Here is a 26,847-nt window from a genome sequence, read left to right on the forward strand (position 1 = left end):
CTTTACAGGATTATAATTAAGGTTTCTGAATTACGGTGCCATCCGGGTTGAACTTAGGATACTGCTGATCCATAGTTTCCGGAATAAAGTGGATCATATCGATGTCAACGTCGCCAGATGCATCGGCAGTAGCCTGCAGCCTGATGATGTGACGATCTGTTTTGGTAACGGTAATGGTACCGGCCAGCAAACCGTAGTTATCTTTATAGTAATCAATAGTTTGGGCAGGATTGTTATAGAAAGGCACCTTACCGCCACCAAAAGTGATCTTTTTACCCAAGGCCTCTAATGATGCCGGCGTACTGCCAGACGGATACGTCCAGTTACTACCCACCAACACTTGCGATGGTAAGCTTTCGGTCAGGTTAAGCACGCGTGGCAACAATGTACCATCAAACAGTACCGATACCCCTTTACCACCACCGCGACGGATAAAGCAGATCCACACTTTGTAGCGGCCTTTTACCAGCAGCGGCGTTTTCAGTTCAATCCAGCTATTGGCGGTTGCAGCAGTACGCAAGGCAGCAATGTACAGGTAGTCATTATGGTATACATAGAACTGACGGGCCTCTGGTGCGCACATGTACTGTACAGAACCGGTTTGCCAACGGATATCCTGAATATCGCCATCGGCAAATTTGGCGCTGCTCTTGTTGGTTACCCGGTAAATACCATTCAGCTTCTGGAACTCAGGCTGATCGGTCACCTCCCAGTAAACCGGTACCGGGAAACGCACTTTAATAAAGTAATCCTGTGCCATGGCATGCAGTACGCCGTTGGCGGTAGTGTTATCGCTATTGGCACGGTCTACTGCAGAACCAGGCTCGTGTTTGCCGTCAAAGTCGTCATCGTTAATTAAAATATCAGAGCCAACCAGCTTGGTGGTAATTACATCCAGTGGCGACAGTGTGGTGTGCGATGATGCTTTGAAGATATCTGGTAGATATTTCAATCCTGGTAGAATGTGGTAATCCATATACAGGTGCAGGCTGTCTTGTATTGATGCCGGGTTACCGGTGTTGCTATACTTGGCTTTCAGATCTGCAAAAGAGTTAATGCCCGCTGCCTTAAATACCGCATCCGACTCTGCCATTACCGTGTAGAACATATGCAGCGAGTCTGGCGCATTGGCCGGCAATACATTCAGCGTATCATATAGCGTAGTGGCTTTGAGCGCCTGCGTAAAGATGGAATAGCTTGGATTTTGCTCAATCATTTGCGCACCGGTTAGCTTAGCCGGTTTCAGCACGTGATCGATGACGTGGATAATGCCATTACCGGTACGGATATCAGCTTTTAAAACTGTAGCCTGACGGTTGATGGTCAGCGTGGTCAATCCGCCAATGTTTTGCGCGCCGGTTAGCAACGACTGGCCATACATGGTTGGCGTGCGCAGTTTACCATCATTAAACTGATCTGAGGTGATGGTATCGCGAATGAGGTGAATCTTTACGATATCCTTGGCATCAGCCTCGCTAATATCAGTTACCGATGACTTGTTAATATCTTTCAGATACAGTTTAACGGCATCATTGGTAGGTACAAAAAGTGTGTAGGTACCATAACCATTAAGCGTTCCGGCGCTGCCTGCTTTTTCAAGTATCGAGATAAACATGGAGTAACTACCCGGATCTTTTTGCAGATAACCGAGGATGTTTACATCTGATGTGGTTTCTAACTGAAACTGTTCTCTTTTGCAGCCGGCCAGAACGGCTGTAAGCGCGATGATCACGGTGATCAGCGCTAGCCATTTTTTTGAAATTAAAGTTTTCATAATTCTGGTTATGGTTTATTTATTGGTAAAAAGGATTCTGTACAAGTGCCTTGTTGGTCTGTAATTCAGACAAGAAGATAGGCAGGTAATGACTACGCTGATCGCGGAACTTCACAATCGCCGCCTGCTGATACTGCGGATCGGTCGTGGTGCTTGGAATGTTCAGCAGCAGGTCCAAACGGGCATAGTTGTTGCGGCGGGCATTGCGCAGCAGGTCAAACCAGCGTTTGCCTTCAAAAGCAAACTCGCGGGCACGCTCGGCCAGCAGGTAATCGGTAATGCCGTCTTTGTCTGTAGGCTGTACCACCATGGCTGATGATGGCAATGCGTTGGCACGTGTGCGGATGACATTGATGGCATCCAGCGCGGCCTGGCCATTACCCAACTGATTCTGGGCCTCAGCCTTCATCAGCAATATATCAGAGTAACGGTAAACAAACCAGTGTGCATAAGACGCTGAAGAAGCACGGGTTGAGCTGGCGTTGATGCCCTGGTATTTGTAAATGCTGGCATCGCTGAATTTCAGTGCGGCGCCATCGCCCCGGATATCTTTATTATCAATGTTTACATTATCAATCGTATAAATATCAGAGCCCACCAACAAACCTGCTTTAAAGCGTTTGCTGGATACGGCAAACATGTTGTAGAACGGATTGAGTTTATTTACATTAAATTGAATTTCAAAAATGCTTTCGGCAGAGTTGCCCTGGAAATAAACCGTAGTAAACCAGTTGGCATCGCCAGGAACAAGTGTAAACTGGCCAGAGTTGATAATGTTATCGCAAGCTTTGCTGGCGTTGTCATACTGGTTAAGCCACAGGTACAGATCGGCCAGCGTGGCTTCTACCGCGTAATAGGTAATCCGGCCTTTGTTCAGATCGTTATTGCCATAGTTTTTGGCCACCATGCCTTCGGCTTGTTTCAAATCAGATAGCACCTGGTTAAATACATCGGCCTGGGGACTTTTGGCAATCTGCAGGTTATCGGCATCACTCGTGGTCGATTTCAGTTTCAGCGGCACATCGCCAAATGTGCGGGCCAGGTAAAAATACATCAGGGCACGCAGAGCATAAGCCTCGCCCAGGTAGCCGTTCAGCACGGGCTGGGTAAGCGTATTATCAGACTTTAATACCCCCGGACCAAAATCAAGAATGGTGTTACAATTATTGATGGTTTTGTAAATGACAGACCAATCTGTAATGCCGTTAGATGAGTTGATGTTAACATTGATCACATTCACATCGTCACCTTTGATACCAGAACCGGCACCCAGCATATCGCCGCGCAGCTCGCCCCACAAAAACAGCTTTTCTACCAGTGGGTCTGCCAGCAGCGAGGCATAGCAACCGTTAACTGCCGCAGCCAGTTGCTCTTTAGTTTGCCAGAAATCCTGGCGAATGATGCCGTCTTGCGGCTTCAAGGTTAAATACTTGTTGCACGATGTAGCGCTGAACAACACTAGCGCCATCAGGGCAATCATCGATTTTACTTTTATATTCATCTCAGTAAATCTTTATCAGTCAATTAAAATCCTATTACCAAACCCAGTGCAAGGTTGCGTGTAGGTGGCGTCATTGAGTTATCTGTGGCTACGCGGAACGGATCGCTGCCACGAACAGATACCTCAGGGTCTTGTCCGGTGTATTTAGTAAAGGTGAACAGGTTCTCTGCTGTGATGTAGGCGCTGGCGCTCTTGATGCCCAGTTTAGCCACCATTCTTTTGGTAAAGGTGTAACGGGCAGTAATTGAACGCAAGCGAATGAACGAGCCATCCTCAACGTAACGATCTGAGCCTAACCAGTTATAACCATCGTTCCACAGCGCTCGTGGCACATTGGTGATATCGCCGGGGTTACGCCATCTTTGCAATACTTCTGTGCTTTGGTTGTTAAAGCCGTACATGTTGCTGGTAACCATACGGGTACCGTTAACAATTTGGTAACCAAAACGATAACTAAAGAAGAATGTCAGCTTAAGTGCGCCTTTGTAGGTAACTGTAGGCCCGAAACCGCCGGTAAACTTAGGGTTGCCATTGCCCAGGTAAACCACGTCTTTATAATCAATGTTACCATCGTGGTTAATGTCTGCGTATTTGGCGTCGCCGGGTTTAAACACATAATTGTTTGCCGGGTAGTTAAAGCGCATTTGCAGCGGTACACCGTCAAGACCTACAATTGGTTTGCCGTTGGCATCAGTAGCCACGGTTGCGGCCTGGTCTTTGTAAACGCCCTGGTATTTAAAGCCGTAGAAAGAGCCGAACGGATTGTTAATTTGCAATAAGGTTTTATATTGACCGTTGGTGGTGATATCACCCTGGGTGCTTGGATAAAACGGAGAGATCTGGCGGATGATGTTGGTATTGTTTGCAATGTTGAAATTGAAATCAATTGCATAATCCTTGGTTTTGATGGCAGTAGCATTCAGGTTAATCTCCCAGCCCTGGTTGTCCATAGTACCCACGTTCATATTAATAGTGCTGAAGCCGGATATACTTGGCAACTGCAGACCGTTAAAAAACAAATCGGTGGTGCGGTTGCGGTACAAATCCACATCCACATTGATGCGGTTTTTCCAAAGGGCAAAGGTTAAACCAACATCCTGACCGGTAACAGTTTCATAGCGCAGGTTATTCAGCTGGATGTTCTGCGAGTAAACCGCTGGTGAGCCCAGATAATCCCAGGCGTAGTTGCCGTACTGGTTATAGAATGAGTAATTGTTTTTTGGGTCATTACCGCTCTGGCCGTAGCTACCGCGTAAGCTCAGATCGCTGATGAAATCAACGCCTTTCATGAACTTCTCGCCCGAGATTCTCCAACGACCGGAAATTGATGGGAACAGGCCCCAGCGTTTATCCGGACCGAATTTGGAGTTACCATCTAAACGCAAACCGGCGTTGATGATGTAACGATCCATAAAGCTGTACTGACCGTTTATCAGGGCAGCCACACTACGGGTTTGCGAAAAGCTTGACGACAAACCCTGCACGCGTGAGTCAATCGATGGATCCTGTAACTGTACCGAAGCAGAGTTTGACGATTGCTCTTGCAACGTGGTTGATTTATTATCGTTACTCATGAACGACAGTAAACCAATAAACTCATGATTCTCGCCCAGATGCGGGGTGAAGATAAAGTTGGTTTTGGTTTCAATGCTGAACTGATCGGCATCGCCATCAAAAGCGTTGTTTACGTTAGTGTTGCTGATGGGCTGACCGGTAGCAATCTGCGGTAAAAAGGTTTTGTTTTTGAGGTTGTTGATATCAAACTGAATATCAAAAGTAGCACGGAACAAGCTAGGAACGATATCATACTGCAAGTTAAAATGCGGAACAATACGCTCGCTGATGGCGTTGTTCTTACCAGCCGCCAGCATGGCAACCGGGTTAAAAGTGCCTGGATAAGTGCCCTGAATGTTTGATACCGGCGACAGGTAATTGCCCGTATTTATGCCATTGGTATTAAACTCATAGATAGACATGTTAGGCATTTTTTGATAGGCAATGCTGCGGGCATCGTCTTCATAAGCCTTGTCTGTATTAGAGTGCGCGTAAGAGATATCCGTACGGAACTTTATGCGGTTTGACACATCATAATCAAGGTTGATACGGGTGGTAATACGGCCCAGGGCAGTACCCATGGTAGTACCGGTTTGGTTCAGGTAACTTACCGAAGCAAAGTAGCGCGCCTTTTCGCCACCGCCTGATAGCGAGAGGTTATGATCGTGCGTAACGCCGGTACGGGTAATGGCATCAACCCAGTTAGTGTTGTTGCTATAGTTGTAATAGTAGTAGCGGTCGCTTGGGTCATACAAAAACTCTTTTACGGTTTGGGTATTCAGCGGCGTACCGGTGCGGTTCATCACCTCTTCAGGTATCAGCTGAGAGTATTGGTTACCGGTCAGCATCGGAATAGCGTCAGGCTGTTTTGAGCCGGTTACCCGCAGCGTATAAGTTACCTGCGGCGCACCCACCTTACCACGTTTGGTATTGATCACCAATACGCCATTGGCCGCGCGTGAGCCCCATACCGCAGTGGCAGCCGCATCTTTCAGTACAGAAATGTCGGCAATATCAGCCGGGGCAATGTTCAACAATGCTGCGTAGCCCTGCTCGTCGGCAGTACCGAAGTTAAAGTCTGACGGGACTTCAGTTTCATAAGGCATACCGTCCAGCACAATCAGCGGATTGGTTGAGCCGTTGATGGTAGACGTACCACGAATCCTGATCTGCATGCCTGCGCCCGGGTCGCCAGAGTTGGCGGCAATATCCACACCCGGTAAACGGCCCTGTAAAGCCTGGTCAATAGTTGCGGACGACATCTCCTCAATGTCTTTAGCATTCAAAGTAGCTACCGCAGTGGTAGAGTTACGGCGATCTATTGTGAGCAAACCATTGCTGGTGGTTTTGTTGGCGGTAACCACTACGTCGCTCAGCGTATTTGATGTTTGCTCTAGCTCTATGTTGATGGTGGTGCGGTTAAGCACATCTACCACCTGGGTTTTATAGCCAATGAGCGAGAAAGAGATCTTGTTTTTAGGATTTTTTAGCTTCAGTGCGAAGTTACCGTTAAGGTCCGTCGCCACACCGCCTACAGTACGCTTGTCTTTATCAATCTCCACCACAGTAGCGCCAATGAGCGACTGCTTATCTTTCTTGTCGATCACCTTACCACGTATAGTAACCGTAGTAGCCTGGGCAGCGGCCGGAGCGGTCTGAGCTTTTACCGTATTAACGTGCACAGCGGTAACCGCCACCACGCCTAATAATAGAAAACGGGTAAATAGTACTCTCATTACAAAGGTTTTAATTCGGGTTTAAGTAGCTGCCGTGGTTAGCGGCAACTACTTTATATAATTGTCTTAGTTTAGTTTACGTTGAATTTCAGGTAGTTATCCAGCAGATGAATTACCGTACGGCTAGACAGGTTATTGCTTGATGCTGTTACCACGTTGGCCGTGTTACCCAGCATATCTTTAACAGACATGTTGTTAGGTACGGTGTTCATCACAGTAAGCGTGGTTGGATCGCCGTTGGTTTTTTGCAGCAGGGTTACATAGCCGCCATCTTTCTTGCCATCGGTTACTATCGTTTCTTTCTGGATGATGTGGTACCTGATAAAGTTGGCCACCATATCTTTACTGGCCGCGTCAGACGCCGTTGGCGATGCCGGCAGATAACCCGCAGCCACAGCCGCATCAATAGCCGTGTTGGTTGGCGCAAATACCGTATAATCGGAGCCTGCGGTAATACCCAGAATATCGCCCGTAGCAGGCGTATACAGGTTTGACGCAGTAAGGTAGCTCACAAATTTTTTGTAAGGCGAGTTAGCCGGTGCGGCCAGCGCTTCCAGGTATTTACCTACCGCCATAGTAGGCTCGGTAAGCAATCCATCAATTAAATACACGGTACCGTTGCTGGTAGTGTATGTGTTGGTTACGTTTAGCTTGATACCTGCATCCTGGTTACCGGTAGAGTATACTTTGTTGTTTTCGTACTTAATGTATTCGCCATCATAGGTTTCTACAATGCCGGTGCCCTGCAAGCTTGGATAATCGGCCTTGATAACCTGCATATTAATAATACGGTTCAGTTTATCTAAGGCTGATGAGCCAGACAGTGCCGTACCGCCGCCCGGTGGTGTGTAGCGCCAGGTTTGCGCATCCAGGTCATAAGACCAGCCCAGCGTTTTCAGCGTAGCATCCGAAGTAAGAAACAGTGTATACTTCAGGCTGGTGTTAATAATATTGGTTTTAAGCGATGCACTCAACGCGCGGGTCATCAGCGAGTAGGCCGGATCAAGATAGGCCCTGCCAAACACACTGCTGAACACATTGGCATTCTGCACCTTGCTGGTGCCATAGAACACGCCGTTGCTCAGCATCTTTTTGTCAACCACATCGGCATCTTTATTAAATAAAGCGCCCTGGCCCTGGCTGTTCACGGTAATTGCAAACTTGCTTGGCCACACGGTAAGGTTAAACATATGCGCGTTCAGGAAATCATACATAACCTGCTTTGGCAGCGCGTCCAACGATGGATAATATTTCAGCAGAACATTGTTGATATAGGCGTTCAGCGCATCGTTGGTTGGTGCAAACATTGAATAGCCTTCCATCTGGCCGTCGTTATCGTCAAGTTTCAGGTAGTTCTCGTTATTGGGCGAGTAGGTTAAGCCTGCATCATATACTTTGATATATACATCGTCTGTAACGCCGGTGTTGGCTTTGTTTTTTGCAGTAGCATCGGCACTAATAATGTACGATACCATGTATTTATCAAACAGCGATTTAAACACGCTATACTGCGGGTTTGACGCCAGGTACTGGTCAATGCTTGGCAGTGGTTCAATTACGCGGTTAATTTCATGGATTACGCCGTTCTCTGCAACAATGTCTTTGGTTACAACCTGTGCTCCAACTACGTTAAAGCCGGTGTACGGGTTATCAGGAAAGAAATAATTGTAATCAGCAGCAGTAAGGGCGTGGCTGTTCAAATAGTTATCAAGTACATAAGGGATGTACTTGTTGTTATTATCTGCCGAAGTGTAGTAGTTGGTACCGCCGGTGTTGTTGCGATTTGAGTTAAAGTACAGAATCTTCTTACCGTTGTAGGTGGTTGTCTGCACCGCATCATAATAAGTAGTTCGGCGTTTAAAAGCCATAGATGGCAGCCAACCCGTGGCCGACTGATAATCTGGCAATCGGTCTGTTTTAAACGCGTTATACACCAGGCAATACCGCACTATACCGGTGGCGGTAGCTGCGTCAAGGTCTTTAGCGCTGCTCAGGTTTTTTGCTTTCAGGTAGATGGCAAAGGCCGCGTCATTGGGTGCAAAAAGCGTCCAATAGCCAGACTGGCTCAGGATGTCTTTGTAGCCGGCCTTGTCAATACAAGTAAGCAGGTTGGTAAAATTACCCCGGGCCTGCAGCTGCAGGTAAATTGCGGGTGCCAGGTTGTCTGGACGGTCATAACGTTCATGAAATTCTTTTTTGGTACAGCCGGCCAGTACCAAAATCAATAACAAAAACGATGATGCACTTTGTAAAGTTCTCTTCATAAATAAGCACAAAGGTTCATGCGGATGCCTTGCGGCTAGCCGTTATTATTGGTTTATATTTTACTTGGTGGCAGCAACCGGGCAGATGGATCTTGCAGCGTGCAGACTTTGATAAAGCCGGTATAGGAAACTTTATTAAAACCCTTGTTCTGAAAAATTTTGCCGGATGTGCCGTTTATAATTGTACAGCAAACCTAGCCAGCAAAGCAGCCTCGGCGGTTTTAAAAATTGGTGAAAAGTTTTAGAAAATTGGCGAAAATGCAGCTTTTCAAAGCTAAAACAAGGTTTTAGAACTTTTTTAGAGGATTGATAGCAAACAAAAATATACTGTATAAACTACACTTGTTTTTGCTTCAGCTGCTTTAAATACTGCGATGGAGTGCTGCCGTATTTTTCTTTAAAGCAGGTGCTAAAATAGGCCAAACTGCCAAAGCCCACCAGGTAAGAAATTTCAGAAATATTGTATTCGGCCGTTTCCATTAATTGTACGGCGCGTTTAAGGCGCATCTCTTTTACAAATTCTACCGGGGCCATGCCGGTCAGACTTTTTAGTTTCTTGTAAAAAGTAGTACGCCCCAGGCCCACTGCCGATGCAACGTCATCAATATTAAAATCGGCATCGGTGAGTTTTTGCTCTACAATTTCAATGGCTTGTTTAAGCAGCTGTTCATCTTTGGGAGTAATCAAAATCTCACCTGGCGCTAACTGCACTAAACTTTTACCCGACAGGTAGCCATTAAACAACTGCCTGCGCTGCTTAATCAGGTTTTCAACCAGGGCAATTACATGGCCGGTATTGAAGGGCTTGGTAACATAAAAATCGGCCCCGAATTTCAAGCCCTCTATCTGGTGCTCAACCGATGAACGCGCCGTAAGCAATACTACCGGGATATGACTGGTGTTCACCTGGTTTTTCAACGCATCCAGCATAGCAATACCGTCCATGTTCGGCATCATCACATCGCTGATAATCAGATCGGGGATCAACTGTTCAGCCTTTTGCAGACCGATAGCACCATCTTCAGCCAGCTCTACCCGGTAAAGCGTACTCAGCTGACCGCTTAAGAACTTGCGCAGCTCGGGATTGTCTTCAACAATCAACACCAACGGCTTCTCCGTTTCGGCGGCTTCGGCAGCAACGGGCTCCGCATCTGTAGCAGTAGCCGGCATAAACTGATGATTTACCGGCACAGGTGTAGGTGCGTCGACCAGATCCACATTGGCACCCTCGAAATGAGCTTTACCAGCTTTTAAGGCGATAGTAAACGTCATGCCCGCGCCGGGGTTATTTTGGGCAGACACCTGTCCGCCGTGATTAGTAATCAGCTCACGCGAGAAAGCCAAACCAATGCCGGTGCCTTTAGGCTGATTAGTTTTATCGTTGGCGCCTTCGTAATAGAGTTTAAAAATCTGCTCCAGCTTATCTTCGGGCACACCCGGGCCTTCATCACTTATCCTGATATAAATATCGTCAGCCTGAACTAATGTAATGCTAATGCGCCGTCCCTGCGGTGTAAACTTGAAGGCGTTGGCCAGCAGGTTGTAAATTACAATATCAATCTTCTCGGCATCAACCCAGGCCATCACCTGGTCGGCTTCACTTTTAAAGGTGAGACTGATCTGCTTTTCTACCGCTAACTCGGTAAAGTAATTAACGGTTTGTTTAAGCAGAGCAACCAAATCAACCTCGGCAATCTGCAGGCGCACGCTACCGCTTTGCAACTTTCGGAAATCAAGCAGCTGGTTAATAAAACGCACCATGCGGTTGGCATTTTTATTGGCTAAACTCAGATGCTCCCTCCCCTTCTGGGTGAGCTGCTGCTCGTTATTGAGCACTTGTTCCAACGGATTAACAATCAGCGTGAGTGGCGTGCGCAGCTCATGTGAGATATTGGTAAAGAACTGCAGCTTCAGCTCGGCCAGCTTTTGCTCTACCGTCACCCGGTTACGCAGTGTAATCATGGTAACGATGATGCGCCGTGCTATTTCTATAGCCACTACGGCCAGTATAAAATAAACAAGATAGGCCCAGCCGGTTTTCCAGAACGGCGGCGAGATAATAACAACCACGCTTTTCTCGGGCACATTTTTAAACAGGTAATTGCTCACCGTTTTTACCCTAAAGGTGTATTTCCCCGGCGGTACGTTGGTATAAAATGCCTGTCGCTGGTTGCGCACCATGTTCCACTGGCTATCAAAGCCTTCCAGTTTGTAGGCATACCATATTTTGTGCGCTATCTTATAATCAAGCACAGTATAATCTATGGTGAAAAGATTTTGATCGTACTTGAGATTAATTTCGTGCGCATCATTTATGCCATATTTCAGGGGCGAGCCCTCTGCCGCAGGCACTACTATTTTATTAGCCACCTGGAAATTGGTGAGTGCCATGTTGGCCGTGTACTTTCTGCTGGCGGTATGCTCAGGATCAAACGACAGGAAACCATCAATACACCCCAAATAAAGCCGCCCCGAAGCCGACCGGATAGCTGCCGACTCTGAAAACGCCGTTGGTGGCAGCCCGTCATCGGTATTATAATTCTTAAATACCTGAGTGGATGTGTTAAACTCAGACAAGCCATTTTCTGTAGTGAGCCACAGATGATCGTGCCTGTCGTTCACAATGCTCAGAATAATATCATTGGGCAGACCATTAGCCGTGGTATACACTTTAAAAGTAATCTTATCCTTTACATTAAAAGTAGTATTGGCCTTTTGCAAGCCGCCGCCAAAGGTGCCCAGCCACATATTGTTATGCGCATCGCGACAGATGTATTGCACATCATTATTACCCAAAGAGGTACTATCTCCCGGCTGTTTGGTGTAGCGCTTGTATTTGAATTGTTTAACCCCATCAGCCGGATTAAAAACCAGCAGTCCGTTGGTGCTGGCAATCCAGATATTGCCTTTGGGGTCTTCCTGCAAATGCCTGATGCCGTTGGCCCGGGCCGCCTCATACCCGGCAAAAGCATTGCGTGGATTGGTGAAGGTCAGTTTATCACCATCGCGCTGCACCAGATTCAATCCACCGCCGAAAGTGCCCAGCCACATGCGGCCCTTATGGTCTTCCAGAATGGTGTAAATGCTGTTATTACTTACAGAATTGGCATCATTAGGGTTATGCGTATATTGGGTAATACGGTAATGCAAACCATCATCTGCCAAAGGCACCGCCCTGATAAGTCCCTGCCCTTTGGTACCTATCCAGATGGTATGATCGCGGGTTTCATAAATACAATAGGCTTTTATATTTTTCTGTGCATAAGCAGCCAGCGGTTCGCCCAGCTTAACATCATTTTTATAAATATAGATATCACCCGATTTATTGCCCATCCACAATCTACCGGCGTGATCCTCGCACAACGCTCGTACCTCGTTGTCTGTTTTGGTATAAGCCGTGCTGCTAATCAGTTGCTGTTTAAATACATCGGGCAATAGTACTACCTTATTAATCCCCCTGTCATACCCGCTAAACCAAAGTACCCCGGCAGGATCATGATAAATAACCGTCACCACGTTTGAGAATTTCTGATCTGGCGATCCTGGCTCATCGTGAAAATACTCTACCTTATCGGCCGCACGGTTGTAATAACCAAAACCACCTTCTACCATACACACCCACAGCGTGTTGTAGGTATCCTCAAAAACCTGGTAAGTGGTGTGAATGGTAAGCGCCTCGGCATCTTTTTTCTGGGTAAAAAGCTTAGCAGTTTTAGTAGCCGGATCATATTTCAGAATCCCTTTTCGTGGCTGCAGCCATAGTAAGCCGTAACTATCCCGGTAGATCTTTAATACGATCTCTTCCCCTGGCGATCTGAACGCAATAGCATGTGTATGAACATTATACTCTACCAAACCTTTGCCAGATGTGGCGGCATAAAGCAAACCCTTACCGTCATACAACAACGCGTTAATAAGTGTTCCCGGCACCAGATCAACGGCATCCATGTGCCTGTTTTTCAGGTTGTAGGTAATTACCTTGCCTTGTTGGGTACCCATGTAAACCACATCGCCATACTGTTTAATAGTAGTGAACGACAGGCTGCTATAACTCGACGGCAGGTTTACAGACGTATACTCGCCGTTGGATGCCTTTTTCAAGCAGCAAACTCCAGCCGCCGTACCCAACCACACTTGCCTGGCTTGATCCTCGTACAGGCAATTGATATGATCGTCTGACAGATGCTGTGCGCCTTTTTGTTTTTTATTAAAAACGGTGATGACAGGCATGCCATTCTCTGTACGGCTCCCCGAAGCACAAAGCGCCCCCTGTTTGAGCGAGAGCAGCCAGGTATCGCCATTGGTAAGCGGCGAAATGCTTTCTATCAGCGTCTTTCTTATGTTTTTGGCTACATTGGCACCCTGTATGGGCAAAAAACGTTCGTTTTTTTTATTAAACCGATAGATCCTGTTATCATAAGCCTTTACCCACAGGTAGCCGATGGAGTCTTCGGCAATAATCCTGATCTTGTTGTTTTCCAGGCTCGAACTATCGCCCGGCATACCTTTATAGGCCACAAAAGTGTGCCCGTCAAAACGGTTCAGGCCATCCCAGGTGCCCAGCCATATAAAACCTTCTTTATCTTTCAGGATACACGATATACGGTCATGCAACAAGCCCTCGCTGGTAGTATAATGTTTTAAACTATACCTGGGCTGAGCCATTACAACGGGCAATGCGGCCATGCTTAAACAAAGCATAAACAAGGCGCAGGCAATAACTCGCTTTAAGGGCATCTTCGTGTCTTCAGATTTTAATAAGTGGGATGGATGCTGTAAATATCAGTAATATTTATCAATCCTAAAGAGGCAAAATCTACTCATATACGGTCTTTAAGTTATGTGATAAATAAGTTACGAGTTTAAGGAGCCTTGCGGAGCATATATAACCCCACCTGCCTTCAACTAAAATTATGTGCTAATTTATTTTGTTTTACTAAATATTTTAGCATTATATTTGCATTAACAAACGCTTGTATTATGATCTGCTTTGATATGCCAGTAGTGCTCGGCGACCGGGAGGTTAGCGTGCACGTAACCGATGTTTTTCCAGACTGCCAGCAGTTTATAGACGATCTGGCCTTCCAGGTAAGTTTTACTGCCGATGCAGGGCAAAAGAATTTTATCCTGATACGACACCCCAACGGCTGGCACATTACACAGTCACAATCACCAGGTAGCATGACCATTAACGGCATCATAGAAACTTGCCGAACGGCGTTTACCAATACCGAGATCAGTCGCCTTGGCTCGGGGATTGAAAAGATTGTTTCAGATAAGCTTGTCCGCCATCTGCAACAGCTTTACTACCCGTTTCCGCATCGGGCGCATCTAAACTGATTGGGATATAAACATCACGTCATTGCGAGGAACGAAGCAATCTCTGCATGTGCTAAGCAGATTTGCATATCCGAATATCCTTCTCAGAGATTGCTTCGTCCCTCGCAATGACGTTGTAGTTGTTGTAGCGGCGGATTTCGGCGTTATTAACAACTTGAGTTATTTAATAAAAGGAGTACTCTATAAGCCTATTGACTCCAGGTGGATCACTCCACCTCCAATGTAATTAACTACCTATATAAATATGCCCATAAAAAGCCCCCTCTCCTTTGGAGAGGGGTTGGGGTAAGGTATCATGAACACCGCCAGAAAAGACATCATCGCCCGCCTGCGTCAGGATATCCTGCGGCAGGAAGGTTATGCCCCGCAAAAAACGGCGGGAGCCGGGCGCATTGGTCTGGGGCCGGTGGAAGATGCTTTTCCTGATGGGGCGTTTCCATGTGGTAACCTGCACGAGTTTCTGGCTTTTGATGCCGCACAAATGGCGGCTACCAACGGCTTTATCTCCGGTCTGCTGGCTACGCTAATGCGAAATGATGGCGCTTGCATCTGGATCAGCAAAAGCAACCAGGTTTTTCCTGCCGCACTCAGCGCTTTTGGCATCCAGCCGCACCGCCTCGTTTTTGCCTGCCTGCAGCGCGACCGCGATGTACTGTGGGCTGCAGAAGAAGCCCTGAAATGTGAAGGCCTTGCCGCCGTAATTGCCGAGGTTAGCGAACTGACTTTTATGCAATCGCGCCGGTTGCAGCTGGCGATTGAGCAAAGCCGGGTAACGGGGTTTATTTTGCGTAGTAACCAACGCAAAATGAGCACCACCGCCTGTATTGCCCGCTGGCAGATAAGTGCGGCGCCCAGCAAGCAAATGGACTTGCCGGGCGTGGGCCATACCTGTTTCAATGTGTCGTTACTTAAGGTAAAAAATGGGCACACGGGCAATTGGCTGCTGGAGTGGAAAAAGGGCGGTTTTAAACCTGTAGCCACCGCAATTGTTGCCAACGCCACAGATCAGCATCCGTTAACCACATTAAAAGCAGGATGATATGGCCGGGCGTTATTTATCTATCTGGTTCCGTCACCTGCTGACTGACCGGCGCACTTTGCAGCAACCGGAGTTGGCAGATCAACCTTTTGTGCTGACGACTAAAGATCATGGTCGACTGGTAGTAACTGCCGTTAACCCACAGGCCACCAAGTACGGCATTAAACCCGGCTACGTAGCTGCCGATGCCCGGGCCATGATACCTGGACTGGAAGTACTGGATCACATCCCCAATCAAAATCAAAAACTACTTAAAGCACTGGGCCTGTGGTGCCTGCGCTACACCCCTATTGTGGCTATTGACTTGCCCGATGGATTAATACTGGACATTGCCGGTTGCGCGCACCTGTGGGGTAATGAGCGCGATTATTTCAAAGAGATCATCAACAAACTGCGCAGCAAAGGCTATGATGCCCGCGGCGCCGTAGCAGATACCGTTGGTGCGGCCTGGGCCGTGGCAAGGTATGGCCGGGTCACCCCTATCATTGCGTCAGGGCAGCAGCGATCGGCTTTGTTACAATTGCCACCATCTGCCCTGCGCCTAAGCATTGAAAATATTGAGCTGATGCAAAAACTAGGCTTCCGCACCATTGGGGAGTTTATTGGGATGCAGCGCCCGGTGCTGCGTCGTCGTTTTAAGGATGAATTACTGTTGCGGATAGATCAGGCCGTCGGCCAGGTGGATGAGCCACTACGCCCCATCAAACAACCCGATCCTTTTCAGGTACGACTACCTTGCCTGGAGCCTATCAGAACAGCCACGGGTATAGAGATTGCTATTCAGAAATTATTGGAGATGCTATGCGTCCGACTTAACAAGGAAGGCAAGGGACTTCGTACTGGCATCTTAAAAATCTATCGCGTTGATGGCAAAATGCAGCAGTTACAGATTGGCACTAACAGGGCATCGGGCAATATCCGTCACTTGTTTAAACTATTTGAATTGCACATTCAGCATATCGAACCCGGTTTAGGTATCGAACTATTTATTCTGGAAGCGCCCCGGGTAGATGACGCGACCGACGAACAGGAAGTCCTCTGGACACCCGAAGGCACCAACCTGGAAGCCAACACCCTGGCCGAATTACTGGATAGGATTACCGGCAAACTGGGCGCAGACGTCATCAAACGCTATCTGCCGCAAGAGCATCACTGGCCGGAAAGATCCATCCGACCGGCACAAACCCTGGGCGAGCAACCACCTACCAGTTGGCGTACCGATAAGCGCCGCCCCACCCTGCTTTTAAATCAGCCTGAAAAAATTATGGTGACGGCCCCAGTGCCTGACTACCCACCCATCCTGTTCGTTCACAAGGGGCAACGGCACGACATTAAAAAGGCCGACGGCCCCGAACGCATAGAACGCGAGTGGTGGCTGGAAGGCGGCGAGCACCGCGATTATTTTATAGTTGAAGACACACAAGGCTGCCGTTATTGGCTGTTCCGCGAGGGGCATTACAATGGCAGCGAGCCCAATGATTGGTATTTACACGGTTATTTTGCATGAGCTACAGCGAATTACAGATAACAAGCAACTTTTCGTTTCTACTGGGCGCATCACACCCGGAAGAGCTGGTAGAGCATGCCATAGAATTAGGTTACCATAAAATAGCCATTACCGACCGTAACACCGTAGCCGGTGTAGTGCGCGCACACATGGCTGTAGCAAACCTAAACAAGCAATTAAGGGAACGGGATGAGCCTGAGATAGCTTTTACCACCATCCCCGCTTGCCGTTTAGACCTGGCCGACGGCCCTTCGCTCCTGGCCTATCCTACAGATATTACCGCCTGGGGGCGTTTGTGTGCGCTACTCAGCAAAGGCAACCTGCGCACAGAGAAAGGCAAATGCCAGCTTTACCAAGCCGATGTTTTTGAACATCAGCAGGGCATCATCTTCGTTATTATTCCACCGGGAGAACTGAATGAGGATTTTGATTTTGATGATGATTTTAAACGAGCATTAAAAGTATATCAAGCCAACATTCACCAACCCCTGTACATTGCCGCCAGCAGGACCTACAACGGCGATGATGCCAAACGTTTATATAGGCTTAATGCTACCGGCATCCCCATGGTGGCCACCAACGATGTACACTACCACAATGCTGAACGCCGCGAATTGCAGGACGTTGAAACCTGTGTAAAAGAGAAATGCACCATCAACACCGCGGGCTTTAAACTCCATGCCAACGCCGAGCGCTACCTAAAACCCGTTGAGGAACTACAACGCTTGTTTGCCCACTACCCCGAAGCTATTGAACGTACACGGGAGATTGCCGATGCCTGCACCTTCTCATTAGATACGCTGCAATACTTAGAGCCCGAATTTATCAGTCGCGACGGGCGTTCTGCCGACGAGCACCTGGCTGCCTACACGTGGGCCGGTGCAGAGCGCCTGTTTAAAGGCAACGTCCCACAAAAAATAAGAGACCAGATTGCGTATGAGCTGGCATTTTTTGCCAAACGTAAGCTGGCACCTTACTTTCTGCGCATTTATGAGTACACTAAAAAAGCAGAGGAACTGAAAATACTGTTTCAGGGGCGAGGGTCAGCGGCAAACTCTACCGTTTGTTTTTGTCTGGGTATTACGCCGGTTAATCCTGATAAAACCACGCTGCTGTTTTCGCGCTTCATGTCAGACGCACGGGATGAATGGCCCGACGTGGACGTAGATTTTGAGCACGAGCGCCGCGAAGAGATCATTCAATGGATCTTTGAGGAATACGGTCGCGAACATGCCGCCATTGTGGCCACAGTAACCGAGTTGCGCCACAAAGGAGCTATTCGGGATGTGGGCAAGGCCATGGGCCTCTCAATCGATACCATTAAACGACTATCGGGCGCGATTCGTGATTTTAGTGAAGACGCCTTTGATGAAGAACGCATTACAGAGCAAGGTCTTAACCCTAAAGAACCTTTGTTGCATAAAACCCTGCAATTGACCGAGCAATTGCGCGGCTTCCCACGGCAGTTAGGGCAACACTCGGGTGGTTTTGTAATTACGCGCTGCAAGCTGGCAGACATTTGCCCCGTGATGAACGCCCGCATGGAGGGCCGCACCCAACTGGAATGGAACAAAGATGACCTGGAAGATCTGAAAATATTAAAAGTAGATGTACTGGCGCTGGGCATGCTTACCTGCATCCGTAAGGGTTTCGATATGATAAAGCAACATTACGGTGCCGAACTTACATTAGAGAATGTGCCACAGGATGATGCCAGAGTGTATGATATGATCTGCAAGGCAGATACATTGGGGGTTTTCCAGATAGAGAGCCGTGCGCAAATGTCTATGCTGCCACGCCTCAAACCAAGAGTATTTTATGATCTGGTTATAGAGGTAGCCATCGTACGCCCCGGCCCCATTCAGGGAGATATGGTGCATCCATACCTGCGCAGGCGCGAAGGCAAAGAAAAAGAAGAGTACCCAAAAGAAGAACTTCGCCCTATTTTAAGCAGAACCAAGGGTGTACCCCTCTTCCAGGAGCAGGCTATGCAAATTGCCATTACCGCCGCCGATTTTACCCATGCTGAGGCCGATCAGTTAAGACGGAGCATGGCATCATTTAAATCGCATGGTATGGTTACCAAGTTTAGGGAAAAACTGGTGAGCGGCATGATGAAGAAAGGGTATGAAGAAGATTTTGCCCAGCGCATTTTCAAGCAACTGGAAGGGTTTGGCAGCTATGGTTTTCCGGAAAGTCATGCAGCCGCATTTGCGCATTTGGTATACATATCATCGTGGTTAAAATGTTTTTGTCCGGATGTGTTTGCGGCATCCCTGCTAAACAGTCAGCCTATGGGGTTTTATCAGCCTGCAGAGATTGTGGATGATGCCCGTAACCATGGCGTTAATGTTTTACCGGTGGATATCAATCACTCGCAATGGAACCACACGCTGGAAGCTCCGCTTAACGGACAAGCGCCTGATATGGCGCTAAAAAACTATTGTTCATTGCGATTAGGTTTCCGGCTGGTAAAAGGCTTGCGACCTGATGACATGGAACTACTGATTGCCAACGCACCCTATCAAACCATTGCACAGATGACTGCCACAGGCATCCCTCAACCGGCCCTGCAAAAACTGGCCGATGCCGATGCCTTCCGCTCCATCGGGCTCGATCGCCGGCAGGCATTGTGGGAAATTGCAGCACTGGCCGATGTTCCCATCGCTATATTTAAAGATCAGCCTTCAGAAACGCAGTTAGAGGGGCAAATCAGTTTGCCGTTTATGGCGCCATCTGAACATGTGGTAGAAGATATTGCCTCAACCAGTCTCTCGCTCAAAGCCCACCCGGTTAGCTTTTTACGTTACGAGCTAAATCAACTCAAGGTTACCCCTACCGGGCACATTGCCGAAATGCAGGACGGCACCCCGGTAAAACTGGCAGGCATGATTACCGTTAGGCAACGACCAGGAACAGCCAAAGGCGTGCTGTTCATTACCATAAAAGATGAAACCAGCTTTGCCAACCTGGTGGTATGGCAAAAAGTGTTTGATCAATATAAACGCGAAATACTACAGGCCAAACTACTGATGGTAGAAGGCAAACTGCAAAAAGAAGGCGATGTGATACATGTGGTGGTGCACAAATGCTACAATATGAACAATATGCTCAGTCAGCTCACCGCACGGCAGCATGAGTTTCCGGCAGTACAACAGTCGCCCGGAAATGAGACTGTTACTTCTCCGCAAAAGCGCGAACACCCGGTTACGGAAGTTTTTTATAAGGGACGCAATTTTCAATAGATTCATTGCGATTCAACAAAAGAACGCTCCGTTAAAATTCAAATCATCATACTGAACCTAAAAACCCTGACTATAACTCATAAACACGTGTAATAAGTTTGTTAAGAAAACACCTATTTTAAATTTTATTTATCATTTAATTAACATTGTGTTAACATTGCCTGAAATTTCGGATAATGTTTACCAAACTATTTAGCGCATTTGCCCCTGTGTGCCTAATGATTGTTTCGGCCAGCGCCCAAACCGTACCGGCATCTGCAGGCTCCCCAAAAGCCACTTTAAAAAAAGACTCTGTTATTGTTAGAGTTGCAGAAACTAAAAAAACTGAACCCCAAGCAAGTGCCGACACTACCTGGAAGCCACTAAGACGACTTTGGGGCTACGGCTTTGGCGATTTATATTATGACGCACATGCCGATAAAACCAATCGCGGTCCAGAGAACAACTACAATGGTGTTCCAGCCTATCGTAATGCGTTCCAGTTTCGTCGCTTATACCTGGGGTATGATTATGATATTACCCCAAAGTACAGAGCCGAAGTGTTATTAGCGTCAGAGCCATCTGCAAACACCGGTACCAATGGCACTACAGCTATACAGAACGGAGATAACCTGGTAGACAACAAAATGGCTTTCTGGATCAAGAACTTTAACCTGCGCGTTCGTGACCTTTGGACCGGTACCGACCTGGTTATTGGGGAAATGGGCACTCCAAGCTTTACGCTTAATGAACCCGCTGTAAAAGATTTACCGGGCAGCGCCACAAACGCACCAACCACTCTTTCAGAAGCTACCTGGGGATACCGTTCTATTGAAAAAACCATTACAGATTTCCATAAAAACAACTCATTTGATTTGGGCTTGGCCCTGCAAGGCTCATTTAACCCCGCTACGAAGACGCTTGGCTACGTGGTCATGGTTGGAAATAGCAGCCAGGCTAACTTACTTTCGGCAACCAATGACAACACAGGGTTTTATAAAATAGTTTACGGTGATCTTTGGGGCAAATTTTTTAATAAACATCTGCTTATTGATTTCTATGCCGACTACCTGAAAACTGCCGGCAGTACAGCCACCATTCCAGAGCAGTCGCATAACATGTTCAAGCTATTTGTTGCATACGTTAGTCCGGTGTTTTCTGGTGGAGTTGAAGCTTATACGCAAAGACTCACCAACGGTGTAACAGATACCACCACAAAAAGAGTGACCAACGCTACTGTAAACGGCCTGTCGGTATGGGTGCGTGGTTCAATTATTAAAGGCCGATTGGGTTATTTTGCCCGTTGGGACGGATATAACCCATTCACCAACTATATACGTACCGATACTTATACCATGAACACCAATTATGGCTCATATAATCCAAATTATAAAGAAAAGTTCATTACCGCAGGTTTAGATTTTACCACGGCAGGAAACATTCACTTTATGCCTAACATATGGTATTTGGGCTTTAAAGATCAGAAATATGCAACCACAGCCGGTTACGTTGGCAACGATCATATCCTGGTATTTCGTAGTACGGTTTATTTTGCTTTTGGTAAATAGTTAGCTATCAAATAGAAACGTCTCTTATTTAAATAGACACAAGTACTTTACACTGCTATTTGTGTTTATCGCGCTAAATTACCATATTTGCACCGCGAAAAAGTTTCGCGATGGTCCCATAGCTCAGCTGGATAGAGCAACTGCCTTCTAAGCAGTAGGTCTCAGGTTCGAATCCTGATGGGATCACGAAAAAGCCTCTTAGAGATGATCTGAGAGGCTTTTTTGATGTCAGTAGTTTTCTACACATCATGAAAGTGCTCTATTTAGCGCTTGTTGTTTGCACATAGTTTGCACAAAGTTTGCACAAACAGAATAACCATAACACACAAATTATGGTTACTTACAAAATCTTACTCGACACGAGAAGAGCCAAAGCTGATGGCACCTACCCTATTCAAATCCGTATCACTAGCAATCGTCAAAGCATTACCTCCAATACAGGAGTATTCGTCAACGACAAACAATGGGAGAGAGTCCGTCAATGTTAAAGACTCGTCCCCTTGTATTCCATTCTGTATATTCGGCCATATCTCTAAATCATATCACCAATATTATTTATGAATTGAAGCCTTTTAACCCAAAAGCGGTTCAACAGGGCCTGAATCAACTGATAAATTATATGATGGAATTACAAGCTATGCCTAGATTTAGTGGCAAAGCTTGGGAAACAGTTTAGATACTTATTAAAATGAAAAAAGAGGATTTTAAAAAATCATTCAATATCGTCGCAAAATCTTTTGGTTTCGAAAAGGAATTTGGCGGGTGGTTTAAAGAAAGTACAGAATGCATAATTGTGCTTGATCTTCAGAAATCCAATTATAATAATCTGTATTATCTTAATATAAAAATCTATATACAGAAAATGTTTGGCAATAATTACGCAAAAAGTAAAGACCTGGTAAAGAAGAATATAGGTGATGTTTTTTTTAGAGAGCGGGGGAACAGTGAAGTATTTAATTTAGATAATTCAATGACAGATACCGAAAGGCTGGATCAATTAAATATCTTTTTTTATTCTATTAATCCATTGTTAAATGCAGCATTAACAAAATCGGGAATAAAGAAATTAGCAGACGAGAAGAGCCTAACGTTATTGCCAGCAGTAGAAAATGAATTATTACTGCTTTTATCTAAGCAAGTATAACCCACTCTCGCGAACTTATTAGCTCGCGGAGTAATCATGACAACAGCTTATAGCTGCACATTAAGCCCAGCCACAAACTGGGCTTTTCTATTTTCAGACCAACCTATGATCTGCTCGTTTCATTGTCCTTATCTCCCTATAAAAAGTCAGGAAAAACGTAAAACCACCATCTCTCCCAATCAATCCCTTTTGCGACACTTCGTTAACTAGGAGTTATAAACTCCTATTTTCAAAAAAACTATCGCAACGCAATCCTGATGGGATCACAAATAAAGCCTCCTAGAGATGACCTGAGAGGCTTTTTGATATCTATATTCTTCTGTTGCCGGAGTAGGCGCTAAATCATATTTATAGCTTGAGCAGACGGTCGCTTCAACGCGAATACATCTTACCCAGCATGGCTCTCATTCTGAACAAGCATTAAAGCCACTCTATAAGCCGTTTTTTTCTCCCAGCGTGCTATTAGCCAGGCAATAAAGCTTAAGGTAAAGATATCGTTATTTTCAGCCTTGCTGAGCATGTTTAACACAGCCGTTTTATACGAGGCCTCAAAAACTACATCGGGCTTTAGCAGGTATTTTTCAACCAGCCGCAGAAATATCAACACACGCTCTTCTGATGTTTTCAGCAGATATTTCTTATATCTTCGGCGGAAGCTGGTTAGCCGTGACATGGCCAGCTCGACATTAGAGAACTGCGCCTGGATCAAAATTTCCATTAGGTGCTTCCTAATGGCCCATAACATGCCCATTTTTTTCTCATACCAGGCATCAGCGCGTGTAAGTAAGGCTAACTGTTTTAAACATCCCCGGTCATTACACAAGGCTAAAAACATGGCCAGGCATATTCTTACGTCTTCGATATCCTCCGGTTTAGACTTGTGTTTTGTATTGGAGAGTGATGCCTGCAATAGCACAATCGCATCGTCGGCAAAATCTGTAAAGAACAGGTTAAGGGCGGCAAGTAACTGATGTCGCAAGAAAAACAGCGTATAATAACGATTATCGGTCAACATCAAATCCATCATCTCCTTCAAATAAGATGTGCTTTTTGCGAAATCCTTTTGCCTCAGATAAAAGTTTGCCAGATAATACAAAATGGAAATATGATAGAAAAGATATGATGATTTCTTCGCCTGATCTTGCATAAATTGATCTGTCCGGCTGATGTAGCGCTCTATTAAACTGTAATTCTGCTGTATGGCTGCATACTCATTCGCTATGAAAAGAATTTGATAAATAGACTTATAGGTCATCAGATCTTGTTCAGAAATTCTGTATTTCCGGATCGTGGTCAGCATCAAACCCGTCAAATTAACCACCTTCCCTTTAAGTTGTATTTCCTGTAACTCCTGCCGTAGAAAGGCATAAGCCAGATTGAGCTTAGCCTCGCGCTGCATGTGCGATTGATTCTGCAAGAAGCGCGCGGTCAAAGCTTCGAGGTCTTCTGCTCCGGGCAGATGGGCGTACTGCAGCTTCAACAACAAGAGCTCGTTCAGCAAATTAAACTGCTCTAAATGCTCGGCCATACGCTCAGCTTTATCCAAACATTTGAATGCTATTTTGGCCGAGTCATTCTCTAACAAAAAGCGCCCCACCACAACAAGGCGCAACGCGTCATAGGTATCGGAGTGCGTGCTTTCAAAGGTTTTCTGAGATAAAAACAGCAGCAGATTATCCTGCAGTCTTTTACGTAAGGCATGATAAGCATCTTTATTTTTCTCAGGTTTGTAGAGCTTATTTAAACCATCTATATCGTCAGTTTTTATTAAATCAAGCAGCTGTAGATTTTTAACATCCAGTCTTTTGTTTTTCTGTTGTAAAAATTGCTTAAAAAGCTTTTTATCAGCATCATTAAGCAAATTTAACAACTCATAAAGCGAATCCATATCACCTAAATTAGTACATATAAAGATATAATAATCACCAATTATATCGTCAGTAATTTTGATAATCTAACTTTCACAGGTCTGTTTTCAATCAGACATTTGCTTCCATATTAATCACAAAAACAAAATCAATATGGAATCGCTACAACACAGAACTGAAGAAAATTCAACCACCGTAAAATATGGTGACAAGGCTAGAAATCCCTTTAAACCAACTGCCGCATTTATTGGCGCCTCATGGCTTGCCTTATTAACAGGCATGGTTGGTTATTGCATCGGCTTGTGGAACGCCAGCATCGCGTTGAATGAAAAAGGCTATTACTTCACCATTCTATTATTTGGCTTGTTTGCAGTAATCTCGGTACAAAAAAGCGTTAGAGACAGAGCCGAAGGACTCCCGGTTACAGACCTTTACTACGGCTTAAGCTGGTTTGCCACTATTGCAGCCATGATTCTATTGACGATTGGCCTATGGAATGCAGGCCTGGCCCGAAGCGAGAAGGGTTTTTATGCTATGGCCTTCTGCTTAAGCTTATTCTCGGCCATTGCTGTACAAAAAAATACCCGCGACGCAAAAATGTTTGAGGATAAAGAGCTGTAACGTAGCGGTTGCCTCCCCGCAGTGTCTTGCCCGGCAAGCCTGCGGGGTTTTTATACATTGGATATTGGAAAGACATTTACGTTGACGACGCAGAAACCTATATCTTTATAAACGAAACTTTGGCACATCCAACCTATGAAAAACCTTTTCTACGTAATCACTTTTGCTGTGTTCTTTATAGCTACGCAACTGTCTTACTTAAACTTCCAGAGTTTTATCATAAGTAAACTAGCGAAGATTAAATACATCGAATCAATAGAACATTCACAAGGCATGTTTATTGAATTGCTGATATTTTCGATCCTTTGTTATAAATCAGACCTCCATACAATCAAACTATTTAACCTGAAACGAATCAGTCTGATCTACTTACTGGCCATAGATTTATCGTTGCTATTCTTCTCAAACATTTTATTAGTCATCTTCTTCAACTATCAGTACAATAATATAGGATGGGTTAACAGCAGCAGACTGGACAATGTAATATTAGTAATTACATTGATCGGGCTAAAGGAGCTATTTACAGAACTTATCTTAAAACGCATGAAACGGAAGAATGAAATAATAAATCTTAATGAAGGCAATCTTGCTTAGAGACAACCGCCAATATCATTTCCAGGGGGCGGTGCAAAACACCAGAGGATAAAATCAGGCTAAATATTGCACGCTAATTACATCGTACCCTATCCCCAAAACCGCCTTTAAACGTCATTTTGACAAGAAAAGAAATATTTTAAAAAGTTTCAAAGTGTTTCTTTTACAATAAGTAAAATCATACTTTTAGACTTTATTAAAAAGCTAATCAATGATCATTATTGCAGACGGCGGCTCAACCAAAACCAATTGGTGCCTGGTTAACAACGAGGGAAAGAAAGAGAACTTCAATACAGAAGGTTATAACCCGTACTTTGTAAGTAAAGAATACATCATCAACTCGCTGCGCGAGCACCTGCCGGCCGATTTGCCGTTGGATCAGATTACAGAAGTGAACTACTACGGCGCTGGCTGCTCTACCGATGAGAAACGTCAACAAGTGGCTGATGCTATGCAGGTAGTTTTCTCTAAAGCACAGGTTAATGTTGGACACGATTTACTGGCAGCAGCCAGAGCGGTACTGGGCACCAATCCAGGGTTTGCGGCAATTTTAGGTACCGGCACTAACACCTGTTTATATGACGGCAAAGACATTCTTCAAAATATAGATTCAGGCGCTTATATCCTGGGCGACGAAGGCAGCGGTTGCCATATCGGTAAAAAACTACTGGTTGATTATCTGCGTGGTTACATGCCTGAGGTTGTGCGCGAATTGTTCTGGGAAACCTATCATCTTACTCCAGATGATGTAAATGAAGAGGTTTACACCAAACCGCTGGCAAACCGTTTTTGCGCCAGCTTTGCCAAGTTTGTTTATGATAACAACGTGCACCTGGAGTACTCGCGCAACCTGGTACGCTCAGCGTTCCAGGATTTCTTTAAAAACCTGGTGACCCACTACCCTGATTATCAGAAATACACTTTCAACTGTATTGGCTCGGTAGGTTACAACTTTAGAAATATCCTGGCAGAGGTAGTTGAAGAAAACGGCATGCAATTAGGCAACATCATCCGCTCGCCGATAGATAACCTGGTGAAATATCACCTGGAAGCCGCAGCGGCCAAAGCTTAAGCTCAACCCATTTTTATACATACAATCATGGCGATGTCTTG

16 protein-coding genes and 1 tRNA gene are annotated in these 26,847 nt (G+C 45.9%); 11 read left to right on the forward strand and 6 right to left on the reverse strand.

Going from position 1 to position 26,847, the window contains the following annotated elements:
* Positions 1-16: 16 nt before the first annotated feature.
* The 5 genes from ABZR88_RS12365 to ABZR88_RS12385 all read right to left on the reverse strand — a co-directional run bounded on the left by ABZR88_RS12365 (position 17) and on the right by ABZR88_RS12385 (position 13,566).
* The gene (locus ABZR88_RS12365; RefSeq protein WP_107827042.1) at positions 17-1,774 is read right to left on the reverse strand and encodes a fasciclin domain-containing protein; all 1,758 of its coding nucleotides are present in this window, start codon (positions 1,772-1,774) and stop codon (positions 17-19) included.
* Positions 1,775-1,793: 19 nt separating this feature from the next.
* Positions 1,794-3,275 carry a RagB/SusD family nutrient uptake outer membrane protein gene (locus ABZR88_RS12370; RefSeq protein ID WP_107827041.1) on the reverse strand — a complete coding sequence of 494 codons (1,482 nt, stop codon included), beginning with the start codon at positions 3,273-3,275 and terminating at the stop codon, positions 1,794-1,796.
* Positions 3,276-3,298: 23 nt separating this feature from the next.
* Complete coding sequence (locus ABZR88_RS12375) at positions 3,299-6,565, reverse strand: SusC/RagA family TonB-linked outer membrane protein (protein ID WP_107827040.1); 3,267 nt, start codon at positions 6,563-6,565, stop codon at positions 3,299-3,301.
* A 71-nt stretch (positions 6,566-6,636) separates the two neighbouring features.
* Positions 6,637-8,829, reverse strand: a complete 2,193-nt coding sequence (locus ABZR88_RS12380) for a fasciclin domain-containing protein (protein ID WP_107827039.1) — start codon at positions 8,827-8,829, stop codon at positions 6,637-6,639.
* Positions 8,830-9,165: 336 nt separating this feature from the next.
* On the reverse strand, positions 9,166-13,566 hold the full coding sequence (locus ABZR88_RS12385; RefSeq protein ID WP_107827037.1) for a two-component regulator propeller domain-containing protein: 4,401 nt from the start codon (positions 13,564-13,566) through the stop codon (positions 9,166-9,168).
* Positions 13,567-13,824: 258 nt separating this feature from the next.
* Here ABZR88_RS12385 and ABZR88_RS12390 point away from each other — a divergent pair, with 258 nt between their 5' ends.
* From ABZR88_RS12390 to ABZR88_RS12430, 9 genes are all read left to right on the forward strand, one after another.
* On the forward strand, positions 13,825-14,169 hold the full coding sequence (locus ABZR88_RS12390) for a hypothetical protein (RefSeq protein ID WP_146166471.1): 345 nt from the start codon (positions 13,825-13,827) through the stop codon (positions 14,167-14,169).
* Between the two features lie 295 nt (positions 14,170-14,464).
* Positions 14,465-15,208 carry an ImuA family protein gene (locus tag ABZR88_RS12395; RefSeq protein ID WP_107827035.1) on the forward strand — a complete coding sequence of 248 codons (744 nt, stop codon included), beginning with the start codon at positions 14,465-14,467 and terminating at the stop codon, positions 15,206-15,208.
* Position 15,209: 1 nt separating this feature from the next.
* Positions 15,210-16,715 carry a DNA polymerase Y family protein gene (locus tag ABZR88_RS12400; RefSeq protein ID WP_107827034.1) on the forward strand — a complete coding sequence of 502 codons (1,506 nt, stop codon included), beginning with the start codon at positions 15,210-15,212 and terminating at the stop codon, positions 16,713-16,715.
* Positions 16,712-19,960, forward strand: coding sequence for an error-prone DNA polymerase (locus tag ABZR88_RS12405; protein ID WP_107827033.1), 3,249 nt, complete (start codon positions 16,712-16,714; stop codon positions 19,958-19,960). The genes ABZR88_RS12400 and ABZR88_RS12405 overlap by 4 nt, the downstream gene beginning before the upstream one ends.
* 176 nt (positions 19,961-20,136) lie before the next feature.
* A complete protein-coding gene (locus tag ABZR88_RS12410; RefSeq protein ID WP_146166470.1) occupies positions 20,137-21,507 on the forward strand; it encodes a hypothetical protein in 1,371 nt (456 codons plus the stop codon).
* Between the two features lie 112 nt (positions 21,508-21,619).
* Positions 21,620-21,693 (forward strand) — tRNA-Arg (locus ABZR88_RS12415).
* Positions 21,694-21,839: 146 nt separating this feature from the next.
* Positions 21,840-21,995, forward strand: coding sequence for an Arm DNA-binding domain-containing protein (locus tag ABZR88_RS12420; RefSeq protein WP_107827031.1), 156 nt, complete (start codon positions 21,840-21,842; stop codon positions 21,993-21,995).
* Complete coding sequence (locus tag ABZR88_RS12425; protein WP_369434725.1) at positions 21,989-22,183, forward strand: hypothetical protein; 195 nt, start codon at positions 21,989-21,991, stop codon at positions 22,181-22,183. Before ABZR88_RS12420 ends, ABZR88_RS12425 begins: the two co-directional genes overlap by 7 nt.
* A 12-nt stretch (positions 22,184-22,195) precedes the next feature.
* Complete coding sequence (locus tag ABZR88_RS12430) at positions 22,196-22,651, forward strand: DUF4304 domain-containing protein (protein WP_107827029.1); 456 nt, start codon at positions 22,196-22,198, stop codon at positions 22,649-22,651.
* A 388-nt stretch (positions 22,652-23,039) separates the two neighbouring features.
* Here the strand turns inward: ABZR88_RS12430 and ABZR88_RS12435 are convergent, their stop codons facing one another.
* On the reverse strand, positions 23,040-24,539 hold the full coding sequence (locus ABZR88_RS12435; protein ID WP_107827028.1) for a hypothetical protein: 1,500 nt from the start codon (positions 24,537-24,539) through the stop codon (positions 23,040-23,042).
* Positions 24,540-24,672: 133 nt separating this feature from the next.
* Between ABZR88_RS12435 and yiaA the strand changes: the two genes are divergently transcribed.
* Together yiaA and ABZR88_RS12445 are read left to right on the forward strand one after the other, a co-directional pair.
* Positions 24,673-25,140 (forward strand): inner membrane protein YiaA, encoded by a 468-nt coding sequence (yiaA, locus tag ABZR88_RS12440; protein ID WP_107827027.1) that lies wholly within the window; start codon positions 24,673-24,675, stop codon positions 25,138-25,140.
* Positions 25,141-25,945: 805 nt separating this feature from the next.
* Positions 25,946-26,806 carry an N-acetylglucosamine kinase gene (locus tag ABZR88_RS12445; protein ID WP_107827025.1) on the forward strand — a complete coding sequence of 287 codons (861 nt, stop codon included), beginning with the start codon at positions 25,946-25,948 and terminating at the stop codon, positions 26,804-26,806.
* The last annotated feature ends 41 nt before the right edge of the window (positions 26,807-26,847 follow it).

It is taken from the genome of Mucilaginibacter yixingensis (genome assembly GCF_041080815.1).
GTDB classification, from domain to species: domain Bacteria; phylum Bacteroidota; class Bacteroidia; order Sphingobacteriales; family Sphingobacteriaceae; genus Mucilaginibacter; species Mucilaginibacter yixingensis.

Bases quoted from the DNA above. Each gene is read 5' to 3' on its own strand.
- ABZR88_RS12365 (WP_107827042.1), bottom strand. From the start codon at position 1,774: ATGAAAACTTTAATTTCAAAAAAATGGCTAGCGCTGATCACCGTGATC.
- ABZR88_RS12370 (WP_107827041.1), bottom strand. From the start codon at position 3,275: ATGAATATAAAAGTAAAATCGATGATTGCCCTGATGGCGCTAGTGTTG.
- ABZR88_RS12375 (WP_107827040.1), bottom strand. From the start codon at position 6,565: ATGAGAGTACTATTTACCCGTTTTCTATTATTAGGCGTGGTGGCGGTT.
- ABZR88_RS12380 (WP_107827039.1), bottom strand. From the start codon at position 8,829: ATGAAGAGAACTTTACAAAGTGCATCATCGTTTTTGTTATTGATTTTG.
- ABZR88_RS12385 (WP_107827037.1), bottom strand. From the start codon at position 13,566: ATGCCCTTAAAGCGAGTTATTGCCTGCGCCTTGTTTATGCTTTGTTTA.
- ABZR88_RS12390 (WP_146166471.1), top strand. From the start codon at position 13,825: ATGCCAGTAGTGCTCGGCGACCGGGAGGTTAGCGTGCACGTAACCGAT.
- ABZR88_RS12395 (WP_107827035.1), top strand. From the start codon at position 14,465: ATGAACACCGCCAGAAAAGACATCATCGCCCGCCTGCGTCAGGATATC.
- ABZR88_RS12400 (WP_107827034.1), top strand. From the start codon at position 15,210: ATGGCCGGGCGTTATTTATCTATCTGGTTCCGTCACCTGCTGACTGAC.
- ABZR88_RS12405 (WP_107827033.1), top strand. From the start codon at position 16,712: ATGAGCTACAGCGAATTACAGATAACAAGCAACTTTTCGTTTCTACTG.
- ABZR88_RS12410 (WP_146166470.1), top strand. From the start codon at position 20,137: ATGTTTACCAAACTATTTAGCGCATTTGCCCCTGTGTGCCTAATGATT.
- ABZR88_RS12420 (WP_107827031.1), top strand. From the start codon at position 21,840: ATGGTTACTTACAAAATCTTACTCGACACGAGAAGAGCCAAAGCTGAT.
- ABZR88_RS12425 (WP_369434725.1), top strand. From the start codon at position 21,989: ATGTTAAAGACTCGTCCCCTTGTATTCCATTCTGTATATTCGGCCATA.
- ABZR88_RS12430 (WP_107827029.1), top strand. From the start codon at position 22,196: ATGAAAAAAGAGGATTTTAAAAAATCATTCAATATCGTCGCAAAATCT.
- ABZR88_RS12435 (WP_107827028.1), bottom strand. From the start codon at position 24,539: ATGGATTCGCTTTATGAGTTGTTAAATTTGCTTAATGATGCTGATAAA.
- yiaA (WP_107827027.1), top strand. From the start codon at position 24,673: ATGGAATCGCTACAACACAGAACTGAAGAAAATTCAACCACCGTAAAA.
- ABZR88_RS12445 (WP_107827025.1), top strand. From the start codon at position 25,946: ATGATCATTATTGCAGACGGCGGCTCAACCAAAACCAATTGGTGCCTG.